This is a genomic window from Chitinophaga sp., from assembly GCF_035538455.1.
GTDB lineage: Bacteria > Bacteroidota > Bacteroidia > Chitinophagales > Chitinophagaceae > Chitinophaga.
Genome location: NZ_DATLKJ010000206.1, coordinates 1 through 22,327, shown reverse-complemented (window position 1 = coordinate 22,327; position 22,327 = coordinate 1). Strand labels below are relative to the sequence as shown.

At 43.5% G+C, this 22,327-nt stretch carries 18 protein-coding genes and 1 tRNA gene; 5 read left to right on the top strand and 14 right to left on the bottom strand.

Annotation, left to right across the window (positions count from 1 at the left end):
- The first annotated feature begins 2 nt into the window (after positions 1-2).
- Positions 3-128, top strand: a complete 126-nt coding sequence (locus VM802_RS32435) for a response regulator transcription factor (RefSeq protein ID WP_414647123.1) — start codon at positions 3-5, stop codon at positions 126-128.
- Positions 129-290: 162 nt separating this feature from the next.
- Here VM802_RS32435 and VM802_RS24495 read toward each other — a convergent pair whose 3' ends face one another.
- A complete protein-coding gene (locus VM802_RS24495; protein ID WP_325535601.1) occupies positions 291-1,769 on the bottom strand; it encodes an arylsulfatase in 1,479 nt (492 codons plus the stop codon).
- Between the two features lie 169 nt (positions 1,770-1,938).
- On the opposite strand from VM802_RS24495, the gene VM802_RS24490 reads away from it, so the two are divergent.
- A tRNA-Leu gene (locus tag VM802_RS24490) sits at positions 1,939-2,022 on the top strand.
- A 273-nt stretch (positions 2,023-2,295) separates the two neighbouring features.
- Here the strand turns inward: VM802_RS24490 and VM802_RS32430 are convergent.
- From VM802_RS32430 to VM802_RS24435, 12 genes are all read right to left on the bottom strand, one after another.
- Positions 2,296-2,484 carry an IS3 family transposase gene (locus VM802_RS32430; protein ID WP_414647122.1) on the bottom strand — a complete coding sequence of 63 codons (189 nt, stop codon included), beginning with the start codon at positions 2,482-2,484 and terminating at the stop codon, positions 2,296-2,298.
- A gap of 32 nt (positions 2,485-2,516) precedes the next feature.
- Positions 2,517-3,131 carry an IS3 family transposase gene (locus tag VM802_RS24485; protein WP_325535599.1) on the bottom strand — a complete coding sequence of 205 codons (615 nt, stop codon included), beginning with the start codon at positions 3,129-3,131 and terminating at the stop codon, positions 2,517-2,519.
- 21 nt (positions 3,132-3,152) lie between these two features.
- The gene (locus VM802_RS24480) at positions 3,153-3,470 is read right to left on the bottom strand and encodes a transposase (RefSeq protein WP_325535597.1); all 318 of its coding nucleotides are present in this window, start codon (positions 3,468-3,470) and stop codon (positions 3,153-3,155) included.
- 191 nt (positions 3,471-3,661) lie between these two features.
- The gene (locus VM802_RS24475; protein WP_325535595.1) at positions 3,662-5,566 is read right to left on the bottom strand and encodes an Ig-like domain-containing protein; all 1,905 of its coding nucleotides are present in this window, start codon (positions 5,564-5,566) and stop codon (positions 3,662-3,664) included.
- Between the two features lie 446 nt (positions 5,567-6,012).
- On the bottom strand, positions 6,013-6,678 hold the full coding sequence (locus VM802_RS24470) for a class I SAM-dependent methyltransferase (RefSeq protein ID WP_325535593.1): 666 nt from the start codon (positions 6,676-6,678) through the stop codon (positions 6,013-6,015).
- 169 nt (positions 6,679-6,847) lie between these two features.
- A complete protein-coding gene (locus VM802_RS24465) occupies positions 6,848-8,329 on the bottom strand; it encodes an immunoglobulin domain-containing protein (RefSeq protein WP_325535591.1) in 1,482 nt (493 codons plus the stop codon).
- A gap of 96 nt (positions 8,330-8,425) precedes the next feature.
- Positions 8,426-8,638 carry a hypothetical protein gene (locus VM802_RS24460; protein ID WP_325535589.1) on the bottom strand — a complete coding sequence of 71 codons (213 nt, stop codon included), beginning with the start codon at positions 8,636-8,638 and terminating at the stop codon, positions 8,426-8,428.
- Positions 8,639-8,728: 90 nt separating this feature from the next.
- Positions 8,729-9,028 carry a ubiquitin-like protein gene (locus tag VM802_RS24455; RefSeq protein ID WP_325535587.1) on the bottom strand — a complete coding sequence of 100 codons (300 nt, stop codon included), beginning with the start codon at positions 9,026-9,028 and terminating at the stop codon, positions 8,729-8,731.
- Positions 9,029-9,251: 223 nt separating this feature from the next.
- Positions 9,252-11,414, bottom strand: a complete 2,163-nt coding sequence (locus tag VM802_RS24450; RefSeq protein ID WP_325535585.1) for a peptidase domain-containing ABC transporter — start codon at positions 11,412-11,414, stop codon at positions 9,252-9,254.
- 351 nt (positions 11,415-11,765) lie between these two features.
- Complete coding sequence (locus VM802_RS24445; RefSeq protein WP_325535583.1) at positions 11,766-12,083, bottom strand: DUF8696 domain-containing protein; 318 nt, start codon at positions 12,081-12,083, stop codon at positions 11,766-11,768.
- A 596-nt stretch (positions 12,084-12,679) separates the two neighbouring features.
- Entirely contained in the window at positions 12,680-13,204 is a 525-nt protein-coding gene (locus VM802_RS24440; RefSeq protein ID WP_325535581.1) for a hypothetical protein, read from the bottom strand.
- A 33-nt stretch (positions 13,205-13,237) separates the two neighbouring features.
- On the bottom strand, positions 13,238-14,287 hold the full coding sequence (locus VM802_RS24435) for a relaxase/mobilization nuclease domain-containing protein (protein WP_325535579.1): 1,050 nt from the start codon (positions 14,285-14,287) through the stop codon (positions 13,238-13,240).
- Positions 14,288-14,779: 492 nt separating this feature from the next.
- Here VM802_RS24435 and VM802_RS24430 point away from each other — a divergent pair, with 492 nt between their 5' ends.
- The 3 genes from VM802_RS24430 to VM802_RS24420 are packed head-to-tail and all read left to right on the top strand — an operon-like array spanning position 14,780 to position 22,094.
- Complete coding sequence (locus VM802_RS24430) at positions 14,780-17,839, top strand: SusC/RagA family TonB-linked outer membrane protein (protein WP_325535578.1); 3,060 nt, start codon at positions 14,780-14,782, stop codon at positions 17,837-17,839.
- A 16-nt stretch (positions 17,840-17,855) separates the two neighbouring features.
- A complete protein-coding gene (locus tag VM802_RS24425) occupies positions 17,856-19,379 on the top strand; it encodes a RagB/SusD family nutrient uptake outer membrane protein (RefSeq protein ID WP_325535576.1) in 1,524 nt (507 codons plus the stop codon).
- 18 nt (positions 19,380-19,397) lie between these two features.
- Positions 19,398-22,094 carry a glycoside hydrolase family 38 N-terminal domain-containing protein gene (locus VM802_RS24420; protein WP_325535574.1) on the top strand — a complete coding sequence of 899 codons (2,697 nt, stop codon included), beginning with the start codon at positions 19,398-19,400 and terminating at the stop codon, positions 22,092-22,094.
- A gap of 114 nt (positions 22,095-22,208) precedes the next feature.
- Here VM802_RS24420 and VM802_RS32425 read toward each other — a convergent pair.
- The coding region (locus VM802_RS32425) for a helix-turn-helix domain-containing protein (RefSeq protein WP_414647121.1) at positions 22,209-22,327 on the bottom strand (119 nt) is incomplete at its 5' end.

Genomic DNA, 22,327 nt, shown 5'->3' with positions numbered 1-22,327 from the left:
AGATAGCTGACACCTTATACATTTCAGAGTACACAGTAAAGAAACACGTGCAGAATATCTTTGAGAAGTTGCAGGTGACCAATAAAGCCCAGCTGGTGTACAAGCTGCAGGGCGGCCATCCCGGATAAATTTTCTCGCAGAGTCGCAAAGAAAGCAAAGAGCGCAAAAGATATTTTAAGTTTGCCAAGAACTATTTTATAGTCCGTAAATATTGTGGATACTACTAAACAATCTTATTTAACTTAAAATATCTTTTGCGCTCTTTGCTTTCTTTGCAACTCTGCGAGCAATTAGAATCTCCACTCGCGGATATGCGCATCTCTGTGCTCTTTCCGCACAATAGCATCAAACTGTGGCAGCAGCTCTTTGCGGCTGTCTGCCACATTATGCTCTTCCGCCATATCTGTTTCCAGGTTATACAGTTCCCAGGGAGCCTGTTTGTTTTTTCTGAGATCATTTTTGATGGCCTTCCATTTACCCATACGTATTGCAATGGCGCCGCCTTTCTCCGGATATTCGAAGTAGAGATATGGCCTGGACGCCTGCTTCTCCGGATGGCCGGTTATTTCAGGTAGCAGGGAGATCCCATCATTCGCGGGTGCATTGATATTGGCAATAGCTGCAAAAGTTGCCATCAGATCATATTGCGCTGAGACAAGCCCTGATGTATACCCTGCCGGTATCTTACCAGGCCATCGTGCGATGAATGGTTCCCGGATGCCGCCTTCATAAAGATCCATTTTAAAACCACGCAGTCCGCCGTTACTATTGAAGAACGCGGCATCCACGCCACCGTTGAAGGTGGCGCCGTTATCACTGGAGAAGAGGATAATCGTGTTGCTGTCCAGTCCCATTTTCTTCACGAGGTTCATAATGATACCCACCTGTGAATCGAGATAGGTAATCATGGCTGCATAGGCCGAGAGCGGATACTTATGCGGTGTATATCCCTGCTGGCCGTAGTAGGGCTTTTCATGGAATTGTCCTATATATTGTTGCACAGCGCTGTCAGGTACCTGCAACGACATATGTGGTATAGTGTAAGGAAGATAGAGGAAGAAGGGCGTCTGCTGATGCGCGCTGATGAAGTTCACCGCTTTGTTGGTCATATGGTCTACTGCGTAGTCTTTCCCCTTACCAAAGTCGAAATCTGCGTCAGTAGCAGTTTCTGGCTTGAGTTGTTTATGTACAAATCTCTCGGGATTGTGAAGCGAATCTGCGTGTCCGTTTTCCCAGAGATGGGTAGGGTAGTAGTTGTGTGCCTGTTTTTGATCGAGGTACCCATAAAAATAATCGAAGCCTTGCGACTGTGGATCGCCGGTAGTATTTGGCATACCGAGCCCCCATTTGCCGATAGCGGCGGTGATGTAACCTGCCTTTTGTAGCATGTGACCCACTGTAGCAGCACCTTCCGGTAAAGGCATTTGCCCGCCTTCTGATGAATCTGCAAAACCGCCCAGTTCATAGTTACCGCGGATATATGAGTGGCCGCCATGCCGGCCGGTAAGCATCATGCAGCGTGCAGGTGCGCATACAGGTGTACTGGTATAAAATTGTGTGAAACGAACCCCTTCTTTAGCAAGCCTGTCAAGGTTCGGTGTTTTTATTTTCTGTTGACCATAAGGGCCTGTTTCTGCGTATCCCAGGTCGTCAGCATAAATAAAAATGATATTCGGTTTCTTGTCAGTAGTACGCTTGCTATGCTGTGCCAGCATCGTAACAGTGGGGAGTATCCCTGCCAACAGCAGCAGGACGGCTTTCCGGATCATAATCGTGCATTTGTTGATGCCCTGAAAATAAACACCTAGCATAACATATCCAATAGCGCTAAGCACGATTGCGCAAGCGTTTGCGCAGACGCATGAAAAAATAGTGCAGTAAATATTTGGAAAATTAATGCAACTTCTTACCTTTGCGCTCCCTGACACAATATCAGATGCCCAGATGGCGAAATTGGTAGACGCACTGTGTTCAGGTCGCAGCGCCTGCAAGGGTGTGCTGGTTCGAATCCAGTTCTGGGCACTAAAGTGGACAAATCGAGATTATCTTCGGTTTGTCCATTTTTATTTTGGAGCAAACCCTTATCCATATTATATATTAGCTCAACAGCTTCGTTCAGTCGACCGGTTCGATATTTGAATCCGTCAAAAATGAGTTTTTCAGGGAAAATCGAACCAATGATCTCACGTTTCTTTTTTACATCTCCGTCTGCATATAATTGGTCAAGTTGAACCAAAGACGTTACAGCCTTATCCAATAGGGTTTTGGATTTGCAACAAAAAAAAAGACAAATTATTAAGCTGCTTGTTTAAAAATAGATTTACCAAATTCTTCAGGAGTTAAATATCCCAGTATTGAATGTTTTCGCTGTCTGTTGTACCATATTTCGATGAACTCAAATAATTCTCTTTTTGCGATCTCAATAGAGCCATATACAGTATTATAACCAGTTTCCGATTTAAGGATCTTGAAGAAATTTTCCATTACAGCATTATCCCAACAATTTCCCTTTCTACTCATACTTTGCTGTACCGGGATGCCTTTAAGTAATTTCCGGAACTCATGACTGCATACTGTACGCCTCTGTCGGAATGGAAGACCATATCTTTAACCACCGATCTATTCCTGATAGCCATTTGCCATGCGGTAACAATTGTTTCTGTGGCTGTCATACCCGTACTCATAGACCATCCAATGATTTTCCTGTCAAACAGATCCATGATCGCTGTAAGGTAAAGCCACCCTCCTTCAGTTCTTATATAAGTCAAATCCGATACCCACTTTGCAGAAGGCTGATTGGCTGTAAACTCCCGATTGAGGATATTAGCAGATACTTCCAGATGATGATTGGAATCTGTCGTACGTACTTTAAACTTACCTGTTATAATGCTGCGAAGACCTTTCTTTTTCATTATCCTGGCAACCCTCGGTCTGGATACATACAATCCTAGGGAGTTAAGTTCCTTCGCAATTTTAGGACTACCATACCGACCTTTGCTTTGGTGATAGATTCTTTCAATTTCTTTACAGATCAACTCATTTTTTATGGCAAGTGGTGATGGCTTTCTTCTAAGCCTGGCATAATAACCACTATGGCTTACTTTGAACACCTTACACATCTTCTCGGGCACAAAATTCTGCCTGATGGTCCTTTATGAACCTGAATATTTGTTGTCGTCCCTGGAGAAGATGCTCACCGCCTTTTTTAGGATGCGGTTCTCCATCTCTGACTCCTGAAGGGCTTTTTTGAGTCGCTGGATTTCTTTCTGTTCTGGCGTCAGATCTTGTTTCCCATTGCCAGGAAAACTACGAGTGCCTTGCTCATCGTGCTCTCTGGCCCATCGACGAACCATATCAACTCCAATACCTAATTCTTTAGCTACTGTCCCTGCTGGCTTCCCGGTACGGTACAGCTCTACTGCCATCAGTTTGAAGGCTTTATCGTAGCTCTTTCTTTCTCGTTTACTCATTATTAGCAAAGTTAAGAAAAGAGCTTAACTACATGTCCTCACAAATGTAGCAGTTCCAAACCTCAATATCTTTCTATGAGAAAACTATACTACGCGATTTTTGCGCTGCTATTTTTGTTTGTAAACTCCTGCAGAGACCATGATTCCTTTTCTGCTCTTGAACCTGGAATAAGATCTCTCTTAATTTGACGTTATTCTTTTAGAATAAATTTTCTTACCACCTTATATCCATTATCACTAGATATCTCAAGTAAATATAGACCTGGTAGCATTGTAGGAGATAGATGGAGAACCTCAGAATTTAGAATCCCGGTTTGATGAATTATTCCATTCATACCGATGACTCTTATCCGTAGCGGAGCCTTTAACATTATTCTTTGAACACCGTTGAATCTCAAAAAGCCTCTGGCCGGGATCGGATATATTTCAACTAAATTCAATAAAGTCTGTATATCATCTGTGCTCCCTAAGTCTCTATTTGAATTTATTGCTCTCCGGAAGCTCCCAGAAACAAATACGGTAACTGGTATTCGTATAACGTTGTCACAATTTAATTTGTTAGTTACATAGTAGACAGTTGTAATAGCTGGAGATACCTTATACTGATTTCCTGTAAATAATAAAGTGCCATTTTGCGGAGCATCATACCATACTGCGAGGTGTGGGGGTGTTGTGAGTGCCGACATTATAACACTATCACCCCGTTGGATGTAGAAAGAATCCACAGGTACTACTGGAAGCGCGCCTGCTCCGGCTTGGGCAAAAACACCATTTGCCGTGTCCGATACGCATCCCGTAATTGAATCTACCGCCTGGATATATGTTTCGACATTATGAGCTCCTATTGATGGTATGAGTGGTACATTTATCTGATTTCCATGAACAATAAATGTCGTATCATAGGAAGGTATCGAACCTGCTAGTACATATTTGACCCTGGCGTTATAGTATTTCCCGCTTGTGTGATTAGTAACGATAAAGGTAACGCGACAGTTAACACCCCCTGGCAAGACATAGGCCGGTTTGGGGGGCTGGGGTATTGTATTTACAGTAACTGGTACCCGGTCCGGATTTTCGCAAACTAATTTTGTTGTCACATAGTACACCATTGTGTCCGTTGGCGCTACTTTGAAAGGTGATCCCACATGTAGAAGCCGCCCGCCATGGAGAGAACTATACCATAGTAATTGGTAAGCTGGTAAAAAAGCATCAGCATATATATTGATACTGTCTCTCTCACATATTTGGTAAACACTTTGTGGAACCGTGGCTGGCCGGTCTGTAGATCCTTGGACGAATGATAAGATTGAAGTGTCCGATACACATCCGCTTACTGAATCGACGGCCTGTACATATGAGGTTACTGTTTTTGAACCAATACTTCTGACTACGGGAAAATAAACTTTAGGTCCATGTGAAACATAAGTAGTGTCATACAAACCCGTTGGAAGTGTCGATTTTAATCTTACATTATAATATACTCCTGGTTGATAGTTGCTTATCGTTGCCATGACATCACAGTTTATCCCGGGAGGAATCGAGTAAGTTGGCGCTGGAACTATCACCTTACTCTTATATGCATAATAGATTCTTAAACTTCCAAGTAAACCCAATAGACTGCTATTAACGCTAATTTTTACTGCATTATAAGCATTTAATGGTCTTAGTATAATATCTGCTTTCGTACCATCACTTAGTAGCCTGATTGGAGTTGAACTCACCACTCTCAAATCATTATTCGACACATTGTTATTAAACGTTTCAATTGTAACAGCATCAAATATACTTAAAGAGATGATTGTAGCTCCATTTCCTATTCTAACTACTAGACTGTCGCAGGGAGCATTACTAACATATGGAAAATTCAAGGTCTGAGAAACCTTTACTCCCAGGATACCTGCAATGAGGTTAAATGTGGAATAATTATTTAAGTTTGAATCAACGGCATTTCCGGGATCGGAAACACTACATAGTAAACAGATACCGTTTATACTTGTACTTTGCGAATTAGCAAACACCCTTTGAGCACATATCTTTATGTTTGTACAAAGAAGAAGAAGAAGTAAAATACCATTGAGTATATTTCTACATTTCATATGGCTACATTAATAGTTAAACAAAATATTTTTCCGATTACTTCCAACTCATATTATGGTTCAGGTAAATTGGAGGTTTATGAGTGATATTCTATCCGAAAAATTATGAATTTCATAGATGAATAACTTCAATTTATCGGCTGTAACTCCCGCCTCTAATAAAATTACGGTTTGGGAAGGAAATGCAATGACAGTACTTTAAAAGTCCTCCATTAGATCGTTATGGTCAAAAAAATAGAATACCCACTCCCCTTAATAAGTATAAAACATGAAGACCGGTCGGTTAAAGAAATTAAGTTCCGAAAAGCAGGGACTATCAGCTTAAGCGAAAAAAGCATCCCATACTGGTCCCCTTCTCAACAATTCTTTTCTCAGAGTCAGCCTTAATAACTTAATAGTCTTCGGATGTTATTTCCTCCCCTAATAACAATTTTCTTGCTTTATACTTATTCCTTACTGGTTACCAATACTTTCATTGGCCAGTTTAGTAAATACTTTTCTCCGATCAATTCTATCCTTAATAGGTTACGGGCGGCTGCCTCACATTCTGTTGATGTCATATGCATCATACCATTAAACACATACATAAAAATGCATACATGTGATACACTGTTAAATTTCCATTGTAGAGGGAGATCATAAATTTCAGGATCAGTGAAACCACACAGATCACAAAGACTGCTGGCAAAATCATCACTCCAAAACGCAGCTTCATGCCCCGTCACGCAGTAACGTGCTACATAACTGTCAAAATAGCGCGACAGTTTCGTGTTAATCCAAATATCAGCAATAACCAACCTTCCCCCCGGCTTTAGAAAATGTGCAAATTTTTGAAATGCCTCCATTTTGTTAAAGCAATGATGTAACGCGCCAAAGGACCAAACGGCATCCACACTACCCGTTTCCAGTGCTAAAGTATCAGCCCCGGATACTACAAGTTCAATATTAGGCTTATTGAAAGCTCTTATACTATCCAATTGCTCAGGAGAGGGATCAGAAACTATTAATTTACCTTCTGGCAATAAATCAGCTAATATGCCTGAAAAAAAATCACTGCCGGCGCCAGATCCCAGAATCACCTCTTTCGGTTGAGGGTGCAGAAATTGTATCATAGCATATATCCGCTTCTCTTGCATCTGGATACTCCCGTAATGCTTCTTTATACATTTGAGACCTGAGCCCTGTAAACAAAGGCTGATCATTGATTGGTATGAACATTTAAGTGGTAATTTTCAATTAAATAAGTTGCCCCTTATTTTCAGGGGCAACTTATTCTTTTCACTATCTATATCCATGTTGCAGTAATACTTTTCCTGAAAAAACGCCCCTTTTGCTAGTAACTATCTGAATGAAATATAACCCGTTAACAGCATGCCCGGGAAGGCATACACCATTCTTCCTCAGAATTTCATGCAGTACCACCTGACCATGTACGCCTCTGACAATAATAAGACTACCAGCAAGATCTTTATCTGTATCAAATCTGATGTTTCCACTCGTAGGGTTTGGATAGCATTTCAATTGCTTAGCAATGATTGTAGGAGACACATTTGCCTCTTCCATTAGTTGTATACCAGATTTCAGACAGTGATTTACAATTACCTTCACAGGCCTGCGTTGCGGATATTCACAATAGTTGGCCGAAGTGACATAATAAATAATTGTGGCCGCCGGACTAACCCTATAGTAATTTCCTGTAAATAACAGGCTACCACCAGTGGGAGCATCATACCAACGTATGGAGGGAATTGTAGTCGTTGGTATAAAGGCATGTAATGCAACGCTATCCCCAATACAGATAGTCGCACTATCTACGTCCACACTTGGATAGGCACCTGAAGGTCCTTGCGTAAATATCATATGCGCGCTGTCCAACTTGCAACCTGTCAGAGGATTAATGGCTTGAACATAAATATCCACTGTAGAAGTGGTTACATTGAAAAAAGCTGGTGTATGGATAGTGTTACTATTAATAACTGTAAAGGATGAATCCAATATCACCCCCGAATAACTATTATATTTTGTACAGACGTTATAATTGTAACCTGCTTGGTGATTAGATACCAGAATAGTTGCGCTGCCACATACATATCCCGCCGGGACCGTATACTGTGGGTCCGGTAATTTAGTAACAATTACCTTCACCGGTCGGCGCTGGGGATATTCACAAAAAGCAGATGCGGTTACATAATAAGTAGTTGTCAATGATGGACTTACCGCATAGTAATTGCCGGTATACAATAAATTACCGCCAACAAGCGCATCATACCATCGGATATTCCAAAGGGAAGATGCGGTGGTATAAGCATGCAGGGTGATACTACTTCCCTTGCAAATAGTTACGCTGTCGGCATCCACATTAGGTAATTGAGCCGAGCCCCCCTGAACAAACTGCTTATGCGTGCTATCCGATTTACAGCCGGTAGCGCTGTTTACCGCCTGTATATATATTTCTGCCTGACTGGGTAGGGCATTGACAAAATTAGGCGTGATGATCGTATCTGTATTATGAACAGTGAAAGAAGTGGCAAAGAACGGACCCGTGTACACCAGCGGGTACTTAATCCTTACATTATAATCAATACCTGACTGATGATTAGAGACAACTATTACTCCATTGCCGCATACAATACGCTGGGGAACCGTGTAATCTGGATTGGCAGGTCTCGGATTCACGATAACCTTTACTGCTTTGCGGAGACTGATATAACCACTTGCGTTGGCTTCAGCATAGTAGGTAGTAGTGCTAAGAGGATTCACCACATAGTTGCTGCTGGTAGATACCCCAACTCCTGATGACCGCTGTTGCCAAGAGTTGGGGTTTTTAAATAGATGATCTATAGATTATGGCAGTCGTCTTTATGCAGGCAATTTAATTCCTGAAAGGAGACTAGTAATATTAAATGCCGCATTCAGTACCACATTAACAGCAACTGTTACTATGTCGCCGAATAACAGTGTAACACCTGCGATCGTGTCCTTAAGAAGGTCGCTTATTAAGCCTCCGCCATTGGTTTGTATCAATTCATCAGAAGATAATGTCTCAAATTTTTCAACATTCAATGTTTTCATAAGATACTATTTAAAGATGATACCTACTCTGTCACAGCTTTTCGGTTTACGCTGGTTATAAGACAACTAAACATTATAGCAGCGAATGCATCAACCGCCGCGAAGCCGCAGTACGAGGAAGAGTACCGCATTGTCGCTGATATTGTAATCTGATAGTTTTTTGTCGTCATCGAGCTGTTTGCCGGTAAAAATCAGGCGTTGCTGGTCTGGCGGCACGCCCTCCTGTTCCTGGATCTTTATTTTTACAAATTCAATAGTAGCATTAGGGGCTACATGTAGGGTAATGATTCTCCCCGTGAGCATTTTTACCTGGATCTCCATAGCAGAAACGGCTTTGCTCATGACAATCATACAGCAAAGCATTGCCAGGGATGTGAACAATTTCTTCATAAGGAATCATTTAAATGTCGGATAAGATACTTACAGTTGATTATTGGTTATACAAATACTAACCGGAAGGAGAGCCTTATGCGTGTATATAGTACTGTTACTTTAATGTTATTTTGGGTTCCCCAATAGGTTCTATAAATTTACGATGATTGTTATTAATTATATCTGTTCATTTTGTTCATTTTGTTCATTTTGTTCATTTTTTTGATACGGTATGAGGCTACTATTCCGCCATCAATCCCAGATGACGGTTCCATAAAGCGGAGTATACTTCGTTATGATCCATGAGATATTGGTGCTTTCCTTCTCCGGCTACGTACCCGTTCTTTAATACAATAATGCTATCCGCATGTATCACTGTACTTAAGCGGTGCGCAATAACAATAACCGTTTTACCCATCCGGCGAAGGTGTTTCACTGTTTGCAACACATATTGTTCGGCAACTGGGTCGAGGGAAGACGTAGCCTCATCCAGTATCAGTACATCAGGTTCCCGGTAGAGTGCCCTGGCAATGGCTATGCGTTGCCGCTGCCCACCAGAAAGGTTAGCGCCATGTTCTCCCAGCATAGTCAAATAACCATTGGGCATTTTGTCTATAAAGTCGGCGAAGCCCAGAAGATCGGCTATCCGGAGTATCTTTGTCATATCTGGTTCGAACTCTCCGATTGCAATATTTTCCAATATAGATACTGCAAAAAGATCAACTTGCTGGGGCACGATGCTGATCCTTTCCCGCAGGTTCTGTAATCCGATATACCTGATGTCGGTTGGGCCGATGAAAATATGCCCTTCCTGTAATGGATACAGGTTTTGTAACAGCGCCATCAGGGTGGTTTTGCCGGAGCCGCTTTCTCCTACGATAGCTGTAATGGCACCACCTGTAATTTTCATATTGAAATTACTGAATACTATGTTCCTGCTGCCATACCGAAAAGTAACCCCTGAAAAAATGATGTCGCTGGTTATATCTTTTAAAAGCGCTGTTTTGTTGGCTGTTGATTCCTGTTCCAGGTCCATGATCTCAAAAAGGCGGTCGGCAGCGATCAGTGCGTCCTGAATGCTTTTATTGGCGCCGATGAGGCTTAGCATAGGACCTGTGAAATAACCGGTCACGGCATAAAATGATAATAGTTCACCCGGCGTCATTTGTCTGTCGATTACAAACGTTGCACCGCACCAAAGGAGGATGACAGTAAATGTACTGGTAGTGAATCCGCTTATCCCACTTAAGTAAATATTCATTCTGGTACTGTGAAAAATTGTTTTCAGCAGTACCACAAACCGGTTTTCTGTTTTAAGATTTGCATATGTCTCCAGCCCGAACCGTTTGATAGTAGCTGCGGCATTCAGTGATTCCACCAATTGTCCGCCCAAATCTGCACTGTTTTCCATCAGCCGCCGCTGGTACTTTTTATTTACCTGGTTGCTCACTGCATAAATGAGGAAGTACAATGGGATAATGCAGGCTATAATAAGGGCCAGCTTCCAGTAATAAGCAAACATGATTACAAATGAAAATACAACAATTAGGAAGTTTACAATGAGGTTCATAGCCACCTCATTTATAAATAACCTGATCTTCACGGCATCACTGATCCGGGACGTAATTTCACCCACCCGCATGGTATCAAAAAACTGCTGCGGCAACAGTAACAGATGTTGGTAATATCCCAGAATGAGGCGTATGTCTATCTGCTGTCCCGTTTTCAGTGCAAAGATGCTTTTTACATTACCTATAAATAACTGAAGTAATAATATGCCCAGCATAATAACACTGAGCAGGTTCAGAAGATTCTTATTCCCCTCTATCAGTACATGATCAATAATGTTTTGTACATAAAAGGAAATGGCAAGCCCCAGGATTGTGTACACTACAGCGCCAAAGAGTGCTTGTAAACCAACAGTACGATGTGGCTGCAACAGTGCCCAGAAACGGCTTAGATTGGATGTTTTCTCATTACCTGCAATGAAGGTTTCTGCTGGCAGCAACAACATTAATACACCGGTCCAGATATTTCCGAATTCCTTGATGGTCAGCCGGTGATACCGGCCATCAACCGGGTCCATGACAGTTACTGTTTGCCTGTTAATTTTGTAAACAACTATATAATGACTTAATACCTTGTTGATGACAACATGTGCAATAAATGGGAGTGGGGCTTCCCTGATATTATTAAGATTGCCCTTGACACCTTTAGCCTGGAAACCCAATTTTTCTGCAGCGGTGATCAATCCCAGGACGTTGGTACCTTTTTTGTCTGTGGCAGCATATTGTCTGATGCGCGCCAGGGGTAACTGGAGGTGGTAAAATGCGGCAACAGATGCCAGACATGCCGCACCGCAGTCAGTAATATCATGCTGTTTGATTTTACAACGGGGTTTCATAGCAATTAAGGATTAATAATTCTTTTTGTGTACTACTAAGTAGCCGGGCTATATGTAATAAATTATGATGGATACAAATGTTGCTGTTGTATCCCACAATAAAACACACTGCTCAAATTAGTATATTTAACATTACCTGATATGGTTCACTAAAAATGAACAAAATGAACAAAGTTTCTGAACGCCCGCATATTCTCTGAAATCATTCAGCATTACAGAGATTTGAGCAGTCTATTCATCAAAATGTCTTGAATTAAATACACAATTATACCTACCCCATCAATTGAAAACGTTGTATGCTATGAAAATTATCTTCTCGGGTTTTATAAGTACGGCAGTTGGTGTTCTCATTTATTTATTTATAGTAATATAACCATTGAGGCGGGGTACAATTGCCCAACCCATGAAGGATAACAAAACGTTTATCCTAGCATGGCGGTTGCGCGGTAATAGCCGGAAGCTGTGAGTGCCGGGATTCAGTGTTTTGCCGGTTTGTCCGGGCACGACCGTCCATCCTGTGTTACAATCAGGGCTGGTTTCCCATTGATAGATATAACCGGTGGATGGCGTACTAGTACCTGGTTTGGGTGTAACAGCAGCGGTGAGGGTAGTGGAAGTATTATAACAGACAGGTTGGACTTTTGCAATAGATACGCTGTAGTCAATCACCTTTAATTCAATGGGTTGGCAGTAACCCGGTAATTAAGATTGGTTAGTACTTACACCTTATACCGCTGATCAGATTCAGAAATTTAAAGACGGCTCAGATCCTGTTAATTACCCCAATACCAATTGGGGAAACCAGATTTTGAGAATTCCGGCTGTACAACAGCGGCACAGCCTGAGTATTGCTGGCGGTGATAAGCGATCAAAATATTCACTATCTCTGGAATACCTGAAACAAAATGGAGATATTCCCGGAAATAAAAACGAACTATACAGCTCCAGGTATTAACCTAAATACAAGGTTATATAAACAGCTGACATTAACAGGTGGGTTGAGTTTTGCGTATAGTCCTTTGTCCGACCCCGTTACAAGTTCAGCTGTCATGATGGGATTATCCCCTGATGGTGATATATTGGGATTGACTTATTCTCCGATTTATATGCATTTATATGTAAGTATCTTCCTCCAATCAGAATTTTGCTTGCAAAGTAATTTTATTGAAAATGGCGGAGCAAATTTGCTCCGTCATTTATGTTCATAGTAGCATTTGATTGTGAAATAACCAGGCAGCAATAACAGAAATAGTGAAGTTCTCAGATCATATACTCCTGGCATAAGCACTATCCATCAACCGTTTAATTTGTTTGCTGTCTTTGCCTTGCCGGTTATATAGGAAATTCCAGGCTTTCTGAATTCTACCATTCTCCAACTGTTGTAGTTTTATTTCCTTTTGGTTATCACTCCAGTGGATACTGAATTGATATACATTGACAAGAAACAGAGCTATTATCAGCATTAAGAACCAACGGCTAAAAACTACCCTGTAAAACAATTTGGCATCCTTTTCAGGGAAAAGTAATATTTGAAACTTGCGGACTATATTCTTGGGCTGGCCAGCTAAAGCAACCAATATATCAGTACCGGATTTCTTTACAATATCGATAATTGGCTTTGTATCTATTGAAGTATTTGTGGGCTTCTGATTATTCAACTTTTCCTCAAATCGAATAACTCTGTTGTTCAGCTCATTTACTGCTTCACCCAGATCATTCAGGAGTTTTGTGATAGATCCCAGATCCTCTGTAAATTCTCCCAATATTATCTCGAAACGATCTTGTTCCATATTCTGTTATTTTAGTATATTAAAGGAAGTAAGTCAATGAGACCTTATATGTTGAGGTCGATTTTTCTCTTTACGCTTTTTAAAACCGGCCTGTGTCAATTCAAAAGGCATATGGTTGGATGTGTATTCCGGTTTTAAAAGCACGGATAGTAGCTTAATCAACTCTTGTATTATCTTAGTGAATAGAGACTGGCTCATCAGAGCCTTTTCCCGCGTCCTCCGGATAAGTTTCTGTGCAGGGGTATAAGAAGGCATTTTTGCTATTTCCTGTCGAACAGCTAATTCATATTTTTTTTGCTTCTCCTGGGCACTATCCAGCTCCTGCTTCAGCTGAAGGATCTGTTCTATTTTTGCCAGAGAAAACCCGACTTCGCTACCCTTTATTTTTACCTTTTTACTATCAATGAAAGAGATACCCCTGCCTTTAATTAATTTGTAGCCCAGCTGCGCCATTCTCTGCTCGAACTGCTGATAATTGTGTACCTGTTCCAATGTCCGCCGAATATCTGTTTTCAGTTGTTCCCTGCGTAAGTCATACCGGGGTAACAGCCGTTCCTCCGCTGACAAAAAAGGACGGGGGCTGAGTACCTGGCGCAGATCGTACTGTTTCTCCAGCTTACGGCATAAGGCAGCCATTCTTTTATAGCTATTGCTGTCACTGGCGACTTTTCCATTGAAGTCAACCCGATTGGCAACAACATGGATGTGCTGCTCGTTAGTATCTTTATGCAGGACGCAGATATATTGATTATCGGCAACACCAAAATCCTTGACGCATTCCCTTCCTATTTCCGCCAGCTGGGTATCAGTTAAAGTTTCGCCAGGAGCAAGCCGGAGTGCAAAGTGGAACACCGGTTTCTCAACCCGCTTACTCAATTTGGCAACATCAATAAACTGTCGGGAGAGTTCTTTAATATTCCCAAAGCACTTGTTATATTCCAGAATCTCTGCCCGGTTTTTATGCTGCAGGTTATTTTTAAAAGCCAGGTTCTGTTTCTGTTCCTCAGTAAGTTCCTTTTTATCTTGCAGGCAATATCGGATGCATTCAAAAAAAGAACCCCCTGTTCCTACATAGCCAATCATTTGAAATAGTTTTTAATTTGAGATGCCAAGACATTTAATTCTCTGGATTGTACTTTCAGGTCAGCACGCTCAAGCGCATTCAATACCTCGTGGCTGTTTCTTTTCTTGGCGATCAAGTTGAAAAAGTTCCGGAACGCCACTTTCGTGAGGATAACTTCTTTTCTTATGACTGGACATCTGATTCAGTTCTGCATTAGTTACAATGTTTTCATTTGTGTCCATACAGATGCCTGACTCCATGAATTACTTTTTTATAAGTAATAAATACTGTGCTTAGTGACATGGTAGATCTTTCAGGAGAAGACAAATTAATAATTTTGGTCTCATTACTTACTGGCTTTTCTTGTTTTATTCATTAAACAGAGTAATATACCTTAAGTATCCATTAAACCAATTGTAGAAGACCCCATAGCCTATATATATTTTTGGATTACGTTACTCTCTTATCCTTTCCGCGTTAAAACTTATTACACTATTAAATTAATTCCCATTATGAATCGGCTCATGAATGCAACTGAAATCAAAAAACTATTTTCCTGTTGTTGTCTGGCTATTTTCCTTTCATTTACGGCTGTATACGGCCAGATTCAACCAAAAGAAGTATCCGGGACCATATTGGATGAGAATAAGGCGCCCCTCGTCGGAGTAAGTGTTCTTGTGAAAGGAACCCGAAGCGCCGTTACCACCAATGAAAAAGGATCTTTTAAAATCCACGTCCAGCCAAATGCTGTCCTGATGATGAGCTACATTGGATATCAACCCATGGAAATTGCCGTTGGTGACCAAACAGTTCTCAGCATACAAATGAAGCTCAGCAGCAAATCGTTGGGTGATGTTGTAGTGATCGGTTATGGAACGCAACGGAAAGTGGACGTGACTGGAGCTGTTGCTTCTGTCAACACTGCCATAATCAGAGAGCGCCCATCTCCCAATGCCTTAGGGGCGCTGGCTGGCCAGGTGCCAGGGTTGAATATTACGACCAATTCCGGAAGGCCCGGTGACTATCGTATTAATATCCGGGGGTTCAACTCCATCAATGCCTCCAATAATCCTTTGTTCGTTGTGGACGGTGTCATCGGCGTGGACTATGCAACGATCAATCCCAATGATATCGCCACCATCGATGTGTTGAAAGATGCTTCTTCGACTTCCATCTACGGAGCGAGGGGGTCTGGCGGTGTCATTATCATTACAACAAAACGTGGGTTTAACGCCAAACCTACGGTGAACTACAGCTTTGTAGGCGGCTATAATGTATTGCCCCGCGAAATACCAGTTCTCAACTCCACTCAATACCAGGCAATTGAAAAAGCCGCATACGCCTATGTACCTGGTCGGGCCTATCCGGATTTCGCAACGCTGGAACCGGCTTTATATAACCCCGATGGGACACCCAGGTATAACACAAACTGGCAGAAAGAAGTCTATAAGCCTACTTTCTCCCAAAACCATAACCTGTCTGTTACAGGAGGTAATGAAGACCTCCGCTACAGCATGAATTATGGTTACCAGGATGATGAAGCGTTGTTGCTAATGACTTATAACAAAAAATATTCAATGCGGATCAATGTCGACGGCAAAGTCAATAATTGGTTGACTACGGGCTTGAACCTGTCAGGCACCTACTTCCAGGAAAGGATACAGGACGATGGCGTTGGGGGGCTCACTGCTACCCGTGAAGTGCTGGAGGCCCTGCCGATGATTCCCGTAAAAATGCCTGATGGCGCCTGGGGAGGCAACTGGATGCATCTCGCCTCGGAAGGCGCCGACAACCCCGTGAATATTCTGCGCACAAAATACAACATCAACAACCGGACAGTAGTCCTCGGCAGTACGTTCTTCAATATCCGCCTGAGTCACGATCTTGATTTCAGAACCAGCTTTTCCAGTCAGATCAATACCAATAAGAATAATAATGCAAGCAGCGGATCGGCCATTCAACGTGGTCTTTACCAGAAAATCAACGCGGGCATCAATGCGGACAAAGCAGTATACTGGCAGAGCTCCAGCTATTTTACTTACAAAAAGGCGATCAATCAGGACAATAATATTAATGTCATACTAGGCGCCGAATGGGCGAAGAATAGCTACGAGATCGTAAGCGCATCGGCCTCCAACTTTGACGGTGATTTTTATCTGTGGAACAACCTGGGTGCCGCTACCGTCCCCAACCCACCTACATCGAGTGCCTATGATTGGCAGATCAATTCTTATTTCAGCCGGGCCATCTATTCACTGAAGAACAAGTATCTTTTTACTGCTACCGGCAGATATGATGGCTCTTCAAAGTTCGGCGCCAATCATAAATACGCCTTCTTCCCGTCGGCAGCTTTCGCATGGCGTGCCTCGGAAGAGAATTTCCTGAAAGATAGCCGTGTGATCAATAACCTCAAATTAAGAGTTAGTTACGGCAGCACGGGTAATGCTGAGATAGGGCAATACCAGTCCATCAGCGCACTGACTTCGAATACCGCCATCTTCAACGGCGCGCGGGCCACCGGCGCAGTACAGGGTACCATGCCCAACCCGGACCTTAAATGGGAGAGGACCAATCAGTTTGATGTTGGTGTCGACCTTAGTTTGTTCGGTAACCGAATCAACATTGTGGCCGACATATACGACAAGGTAACGAAGGATCTACTGCTGTCAGCTCCCGTTCCGCTTACTTCCGGTTATGATAATATTCTGAAGAATATCGGCTCGGTGCGCAACAGAGGTATCGAACTGGGATTAATGACCAATAATCTGACAGGCCCGCTAAAATGGAATACAACCGTTAACCTTACCATCAACCGCAATAAGATCCTGGCCTTAGGTACGCATAATGAAGACATATTCCCCGGTCCTGGTTTCCTGGACCAAACCAATATCCTGCGGGTAGGCCAACAGGTCGGCACTTTCTTCGGTCTGGTAAGAGAAGGCGTATGGAGCACTGACGACGCAGCAAAGGCAGCTACCTATAATGCGAAGCCAGGTGACCTGAAGGAAAAAGACATCAATGGAGATGGCAAGATCGATGGCAACGATCGCACAATAATCGGATATGCCTATCCAAAGTACACAATGGAATTGATTAATAAATTCTCCTACAAAAATCTTGATCTGCTAATCGACCTGCAGGTCAGTCAGGGCAACAAAGTACTGAACCTGGCCTATGCCACCTCAGAAGACCGGCAAACCCTGGCCAACAGCTATACAACCGTCATCAACGCCTGGACACCGGCGCAACAGAATACTAATATCGCCAGGGTGCGACTTAACTCCGATGGGCCATCCTTACGACAGGACAATCATTACCTGGAAGATGGATCGTTCATAAGGGGCAAGAATATATCGCTGGGTTATAACTTTTCCAGCAGGCTGGTAGAAAGTGTTCACCTGCACAGTCTGCGCGTATACGCCGGCGTTCAGAATGCTTTCCTCATCACAAAATATAAGTATGGTTACGACCCTGAAGTGTCCACATATCCGCAGGCATTTGCCTATGGCATTGAGTTTTACGCCATGCCTAAGGCCCGGACTTTCAATTTTGGTGTAAACGTTGGTTTCTAACTATCAAATCTATTTTATGCGAAGAATAAAGATATTTCAGGGCTTATTAATCATCTCTCTCATGATGACCTTTTCCTGTAAGAAGTTTCTGCAGGAAGATCCCAAAAGCTTTTATACCCCGGATAACTATTATACCAGCCTCGTTCAGGCGCAGAACGCCATCAACGGCATCTATGCATTCACACGGGATTTTTATGCCAGCATCGGGCTGTACAGTGAAGATGCCATGTTTATGCTGGAAATGCCAACGGGACAGGCCCGGACAGAGACCAACCAGTCTAACAACAACGCCAACCTGTTGAACCTGACCATGACTCCGACTGACCTGTATTTCACGCAATGGTGGCGAAGCTCCTATAAAGGTATCGACGCCGCCAATCTGGCAATAAAGAATATCCAACGCATGTCTCCCGCTATCGTACCGGATGCACAAAAGGCACAATTGCTTGGTGAAGCGCAATTCTTACGTGCCTGGTTTTATTTCAACCTGACACGGATTTTTGGGGACGTGCCCCTTGTCACGGAGCCAACCGTTACGGCAGACAACCTCCTGGTGAGCAGAACGTCAACCAGGGATATCTATGAAAAGGAGATCATTCCCGATCTGCTGGCCGCAGAAAAAAGCGGTCTTCCCTTTGCCGATAATACCGGAAGGGTATCCATCGGCGGCGTAAAATCGTTGCTGGCCAAGGTTTACGAAACGATGGCAGGCTACCCTTTGCAACAGACTGATAAATACGCATTGGCCAAACAAAAAGCACAGGAGGTGATCATCTCCAATAAATATACGCTGTACCAGAACTATGACCAATTCCGCGATCCGGCCAACGACAATAAAATGGAGAATATCTTCATGGTGCAGTTTTCTTCCGCTATTGCCGCCAGTCCTATGTTCTCCTTTACATTACCCAGCTTTAGCTATATTTCTAACGGGCAGGGGGAGATCGGCGCACTATTGCCGGATACTACTTTTTATAAGTCATATGCGCCGGGAGATAAAAGGGCACAGGAGAAACAGTTTTTCTATTCCCGCTATCCTAATTTCAAAACTGGGGCGAATGTAGTATTCATAAATGGACAGCATATCTTTAAATACTTTGACGACGTTGTTCAGCAAAACGGGCTTCCTTCAGGTAAGTGTTTTCCCGTTATCCGGCTTTCCGATATTTATTTGTTGTATGCAGAAGTGCAGAATGAGGCAGACGGAATGCCTGGCGCTGATGCTTATACATATCTGAACGCTATCCGTACCCGTGCAGGTCTGGCGCCCTTGTCGGGGCTTACACACAATCAGTTCCGGGAAGCAGTCTGGAGAGAACGTAATCATGAACTATGCTTCGAGAACCAAACCTGGTTCGATATAGTGCGCACACGGATGGTTTATGATACAAAGAACGATCAGTTTGTACCGATGGTCGGATATAGTTTTCCCGGCAGTGGCGGAACACGGACCTTTCAGACTAAGCACCTGTTGTTCCCTATTCCCCAGTCGGAGATGGACGTCAACCCAAAATTGGCGCCGAATAATCCCGGTTATTAAGTCTCAAAACATATACTCATGTTATTTTTCAGAAAGATCTTTTTATTCCTGTTGTTGACTTTTTCATGCCACACCGGCTCTCTGTATGCACAGATCAATTACCGGCCGCATGGATCAAAAAACACCAACACTTCTTATTTTAAAAACGGAACCGTCAGTATTATCAATTCAAGCCACCAGGACATTGCCTGGATGGACTCCATCGGCGCCTGTGAGGTATGGAGAGACGAGAATATGATCACACCCGCACTGGCCTTGATGAAAAGCAATCCTGATTACCGTTTTAGCGTGGAAGATGCCCTGAGTTTGCGCGAATACCTGGCCCGTCATCCGGACCGGTATGACGAAATCCTGAAATACACAAAGGAAGGACGGTTGGAATGGGGGGCAACCTATAATATGCCCTATGAATCCATGTATGACGGAGAAGCCCTCATCCGCCAAACCTACCTGGGAAAAAAATGGTTGAAGAAGATCCTGCCAGGCTGCGATTTTCTCACCGACTGGAACGAAGACGTGCCTGGTAAGGCATTGCAGATGTCTCAGATCTTGTCAAAGGCAGGCGTAAAATATCTTTATATCTCCCGGCATGAGGCGGGTATTTATCGCTGGTACAGCCCGGATGGCAGTAATGTCCTCATGTTCACCCCCGGACACTATGACGCATCATCATACAATTTCCGGACGGCAAAAAGCGATACTGCGAAAGAACGGCAGGTGCTCGATTATATCAAGGCCTGGAGCATCTACTATGGGGCTAACAAATTCCGGCCGGCGCTGCCCATCCTGATCGATGCAGACTGGAATAAGCCCAATGACTATCATACCCTCGTCCAGGGCTGGAACCAAAAAGCCAGGAACCAGGGCTTGCCTTCTCTTAAATACGGGATCGCGGCCGACGTGTTCAAAGAGCTGGATGCACCGCATGCCAATTACGAAACGTTGAGAGGCGAACGACCTAACGTTTGGCTGTATATACATGGCCCGACGCACGAGCGGGCACTGACAGCATCACGCAAAGCCAACCGGACACTCGTTGCTGCAGAGATCTTCTCAGCTGTAGACGCAACCCTCAGAAAAGACTTTTCCCATTATCCCCAATCGGAGCTGACCACAGCCTGGGAAAAGGCCATCTACGCCGATCACGGCTGGGGTGGCAAGCACGGGGACATGACCGACTTAACGTTCAGGACAAAGTTCGAAGAAGCTTACGGGATTTCCGATAAAGTATTACAACGTAGCCTGGAGCATATAGCCCAACAGATCGGCTTCGATAAAAAAGGCAGATCGCTGGTCATATTTAACCCCTTATCCAAAGAACGGACGGATAAGGTGGAAGTCAGCGTCAAAGTATATGGACAGGACACATTGTCCTATAAAGTAGTCGATGCCGCCTCCGGTAAAGAGGTGCCCAGCCAGCGCATAGAAAGTCGTTCAGCTGGCGGATCGGATGAGACCATTACGCTTTGTTTTGTGGCGGAGAAAGTGCCGTCCCTGGGTTATAAGACCTATATCCTGCAACCTTATGTGGCGGGCTTCAGTAAGGGGGTGCCGGTAGCGCCTACACAGCCTTCCCGGATTACGGCACAGTCAGTGGCGCCGGTGTATGAAAATAAATTCTATAAGATCGAATTGGGTTCAGGAGGAGTGAAAAGCATCTTTGATAAGGAACTGCAGACCGAACTGCTGAAGACAGATAAATTGCTGGGGGGTGAAATCTTTCAGCTGCAATCAGTTGGAAACGGCGCCGGCGAATTCTCAGACGTACAACCGGTAACCATGCAAGGGTTTGAAAAAGTAAGCCAATATGCGCCTAAATGGAATTGCACCGAATTCGGACCTGTCCGGAAAACCTGGGAGCTGGTACAGCAGACGCAATTTGCTACAGTCCGGGAAACAGTTACTTTATATGAATCACTGAAGCAAATAGATTTCAAGGCGGACATTCTTGGATTTTCAGGTGAGCGTTACCGGGAATACAGGATGGCCTTTCCGCTGAATCAAATGGATTCCAGGGTCGCTTATGAAGTACCCATGGGAGTGGTAGAAGTTGGCAAAGATGAGATAAAGGGTGCGGCAGGTTTTTCATACGGCACACAGGACTATTCGACTGCATGTAGCAAGGTACATCCCAGGGAAGTGCAGGATTGGTTTAACGCCAGCAAAGACAATTCGTCGGTCACAATCAGCAGCTCCGTAGCCGTGTTCGATTGGATTGACGCCACCGACAGCAGTAGCAGGCAAACCGTTTTGCAACCTGTTTTATTTGCCAGCCGGAAAAGCTGTCATCACGAAGGCAACTATTATCTCCAACCCGGCAACCACCATTTCGAGTTTAGTCTGACCTCTTCACCAGGAGATTGGAAGGCTGCTGCAAACACAGGGAAGCAGCAAAACCAACCCTTACGTGCCTTGGTCGTAGATGTGCCGCAGGCGCGCAGTGGCCTCCCTTTAAGCTATAGCTTTGCGGGCACTAATTCCGATAATGTAATTATCACGACGATCAAAAAATCGGAAGACGAAAACAGCATCGTCATGCGGCTGGTAGATATGCAAGGGAAAAAGACAGATACAAAGATAGATTGGTTTGGTGCCATTAACGGGGTGACAAAGACGAATATTATCGAAGAAGAGGATCAGCCTATGAAAAAGACAACAGCTGACATCATGCTGACCGTGCCGCCTTATTCAATTGAAACGATACGGATACGATGAGTATGGATCAGGATCAGTAGACTTCAAAAGGTCTTAGATCAAATACTAACACTGGCAATAGTTTGTACCCGGTGACTGTTCAGCGCAGGCTCTTCATGTAAGAGCCTGTGCTGCTTATTCAATAGACATAAGTTCTTTCCTGTATTCAGAGGGCGTCTTTGCGGTTTTCTTTTTAAAGAAATCATTAAAATGAGTAAAGCTTTGATAGCCTGAGCTAAAGCAAACATCTGCTA

Excerpts from the sequence above, each read along its gene's own strand:
- VM802_RS24495 (WP_325535601.1), bottom strand. The coding sequence starts at position 1,769 with ATGATCCGGAAAGCCGTCCTGCTGCTGTTGGCAGGGATACTCCCCACT.
- VM802_RS32430 (WP_414647122.1), bottom strand. The coding sequence starts at position 2,484 with ATGGAAAATTTCTTCAAGATCCTTAAATCGGAAACTGGTTATAATACT.
- VM802_RS24480 (WP_325535597.1), bottom strand. The coding sequence starts at position 3,470 with ATGAGTAAACGAGAAAGAAAGAGCTACGATAAAGCCTTCAAACTGATG.
- VM802_RS24475 (WP_325535595.1), bottom strand. The coding sequence starts at position 5,566 with ATGAAATGTAGAAATATACTCAATGGTATTTTACTTCTTCTTCTTCTT.
- VM802_RS24470 (WP_325535593.1), bottom strand. The coding sequence starts at position 6,678 with ATGATACAATTTCTGCACCCTCAACCGAAAGAGGTGATTCTGGGATCT.
- VM802_RS24460 (WP_325535589.1), bottom strand. The coding sequence starts at position 8,638 with ATGAAAACATTGAATGTTGAAAAATTTGAGACATTATCTTCTGATGAA.
- VM802_RS24455 (WP_325535587.1), bottom strand. The coding sequence starts at position 9,028 with ATGAAGAAATTGTTCACATCCCTGGCAATGCTTTGCTGTATGATTGTC.
- VM802_RS24450 (WP_325535585.1), bottom strand. The coding sequence starts at position 11,414 with ATGAAACCCCGTTGTAAAATCAAACAGCATGATATTACTGACTGCGGT.
- VM802_RS24440 (WP_325535581.1), bottom strand. The coding sequence starts at position 13,204 with ATGGAACAAGATCGTTTCGAGATAATATTGGGAGAATTTACAGAGGAT.
- VM802_RS24435 (WP_325535579.1), bottom strand. The coding sequence starts at position 14,287 with ATGATTGGCTATGTAGGAACAGGGGGTTCTTTTTTTGAATGCATCCGA.
- VM802_RS24430 (WP_325535578.1), top strand. The coding sequence starts at position 14,780 with ATGAATCGGCTCATGAATGCAACTGAAATCAAAAAACTATTTTCCTGT.
- VM802_RS24425 (WP_325535576.1), top strand. The coding sequence starts at position 17,856 with ATGCGAAGAATAAAGATATTTCAGGGCTTATTAATCATCTCTCTCATG.
- VM802_RS24420 (WP_325535574.1), top strand. The coding sequence starts at position 19,398 with ATGTTATTTTTCAGAAAGATCTTTTTATTCCTGTTGTTGACTTTTTCA.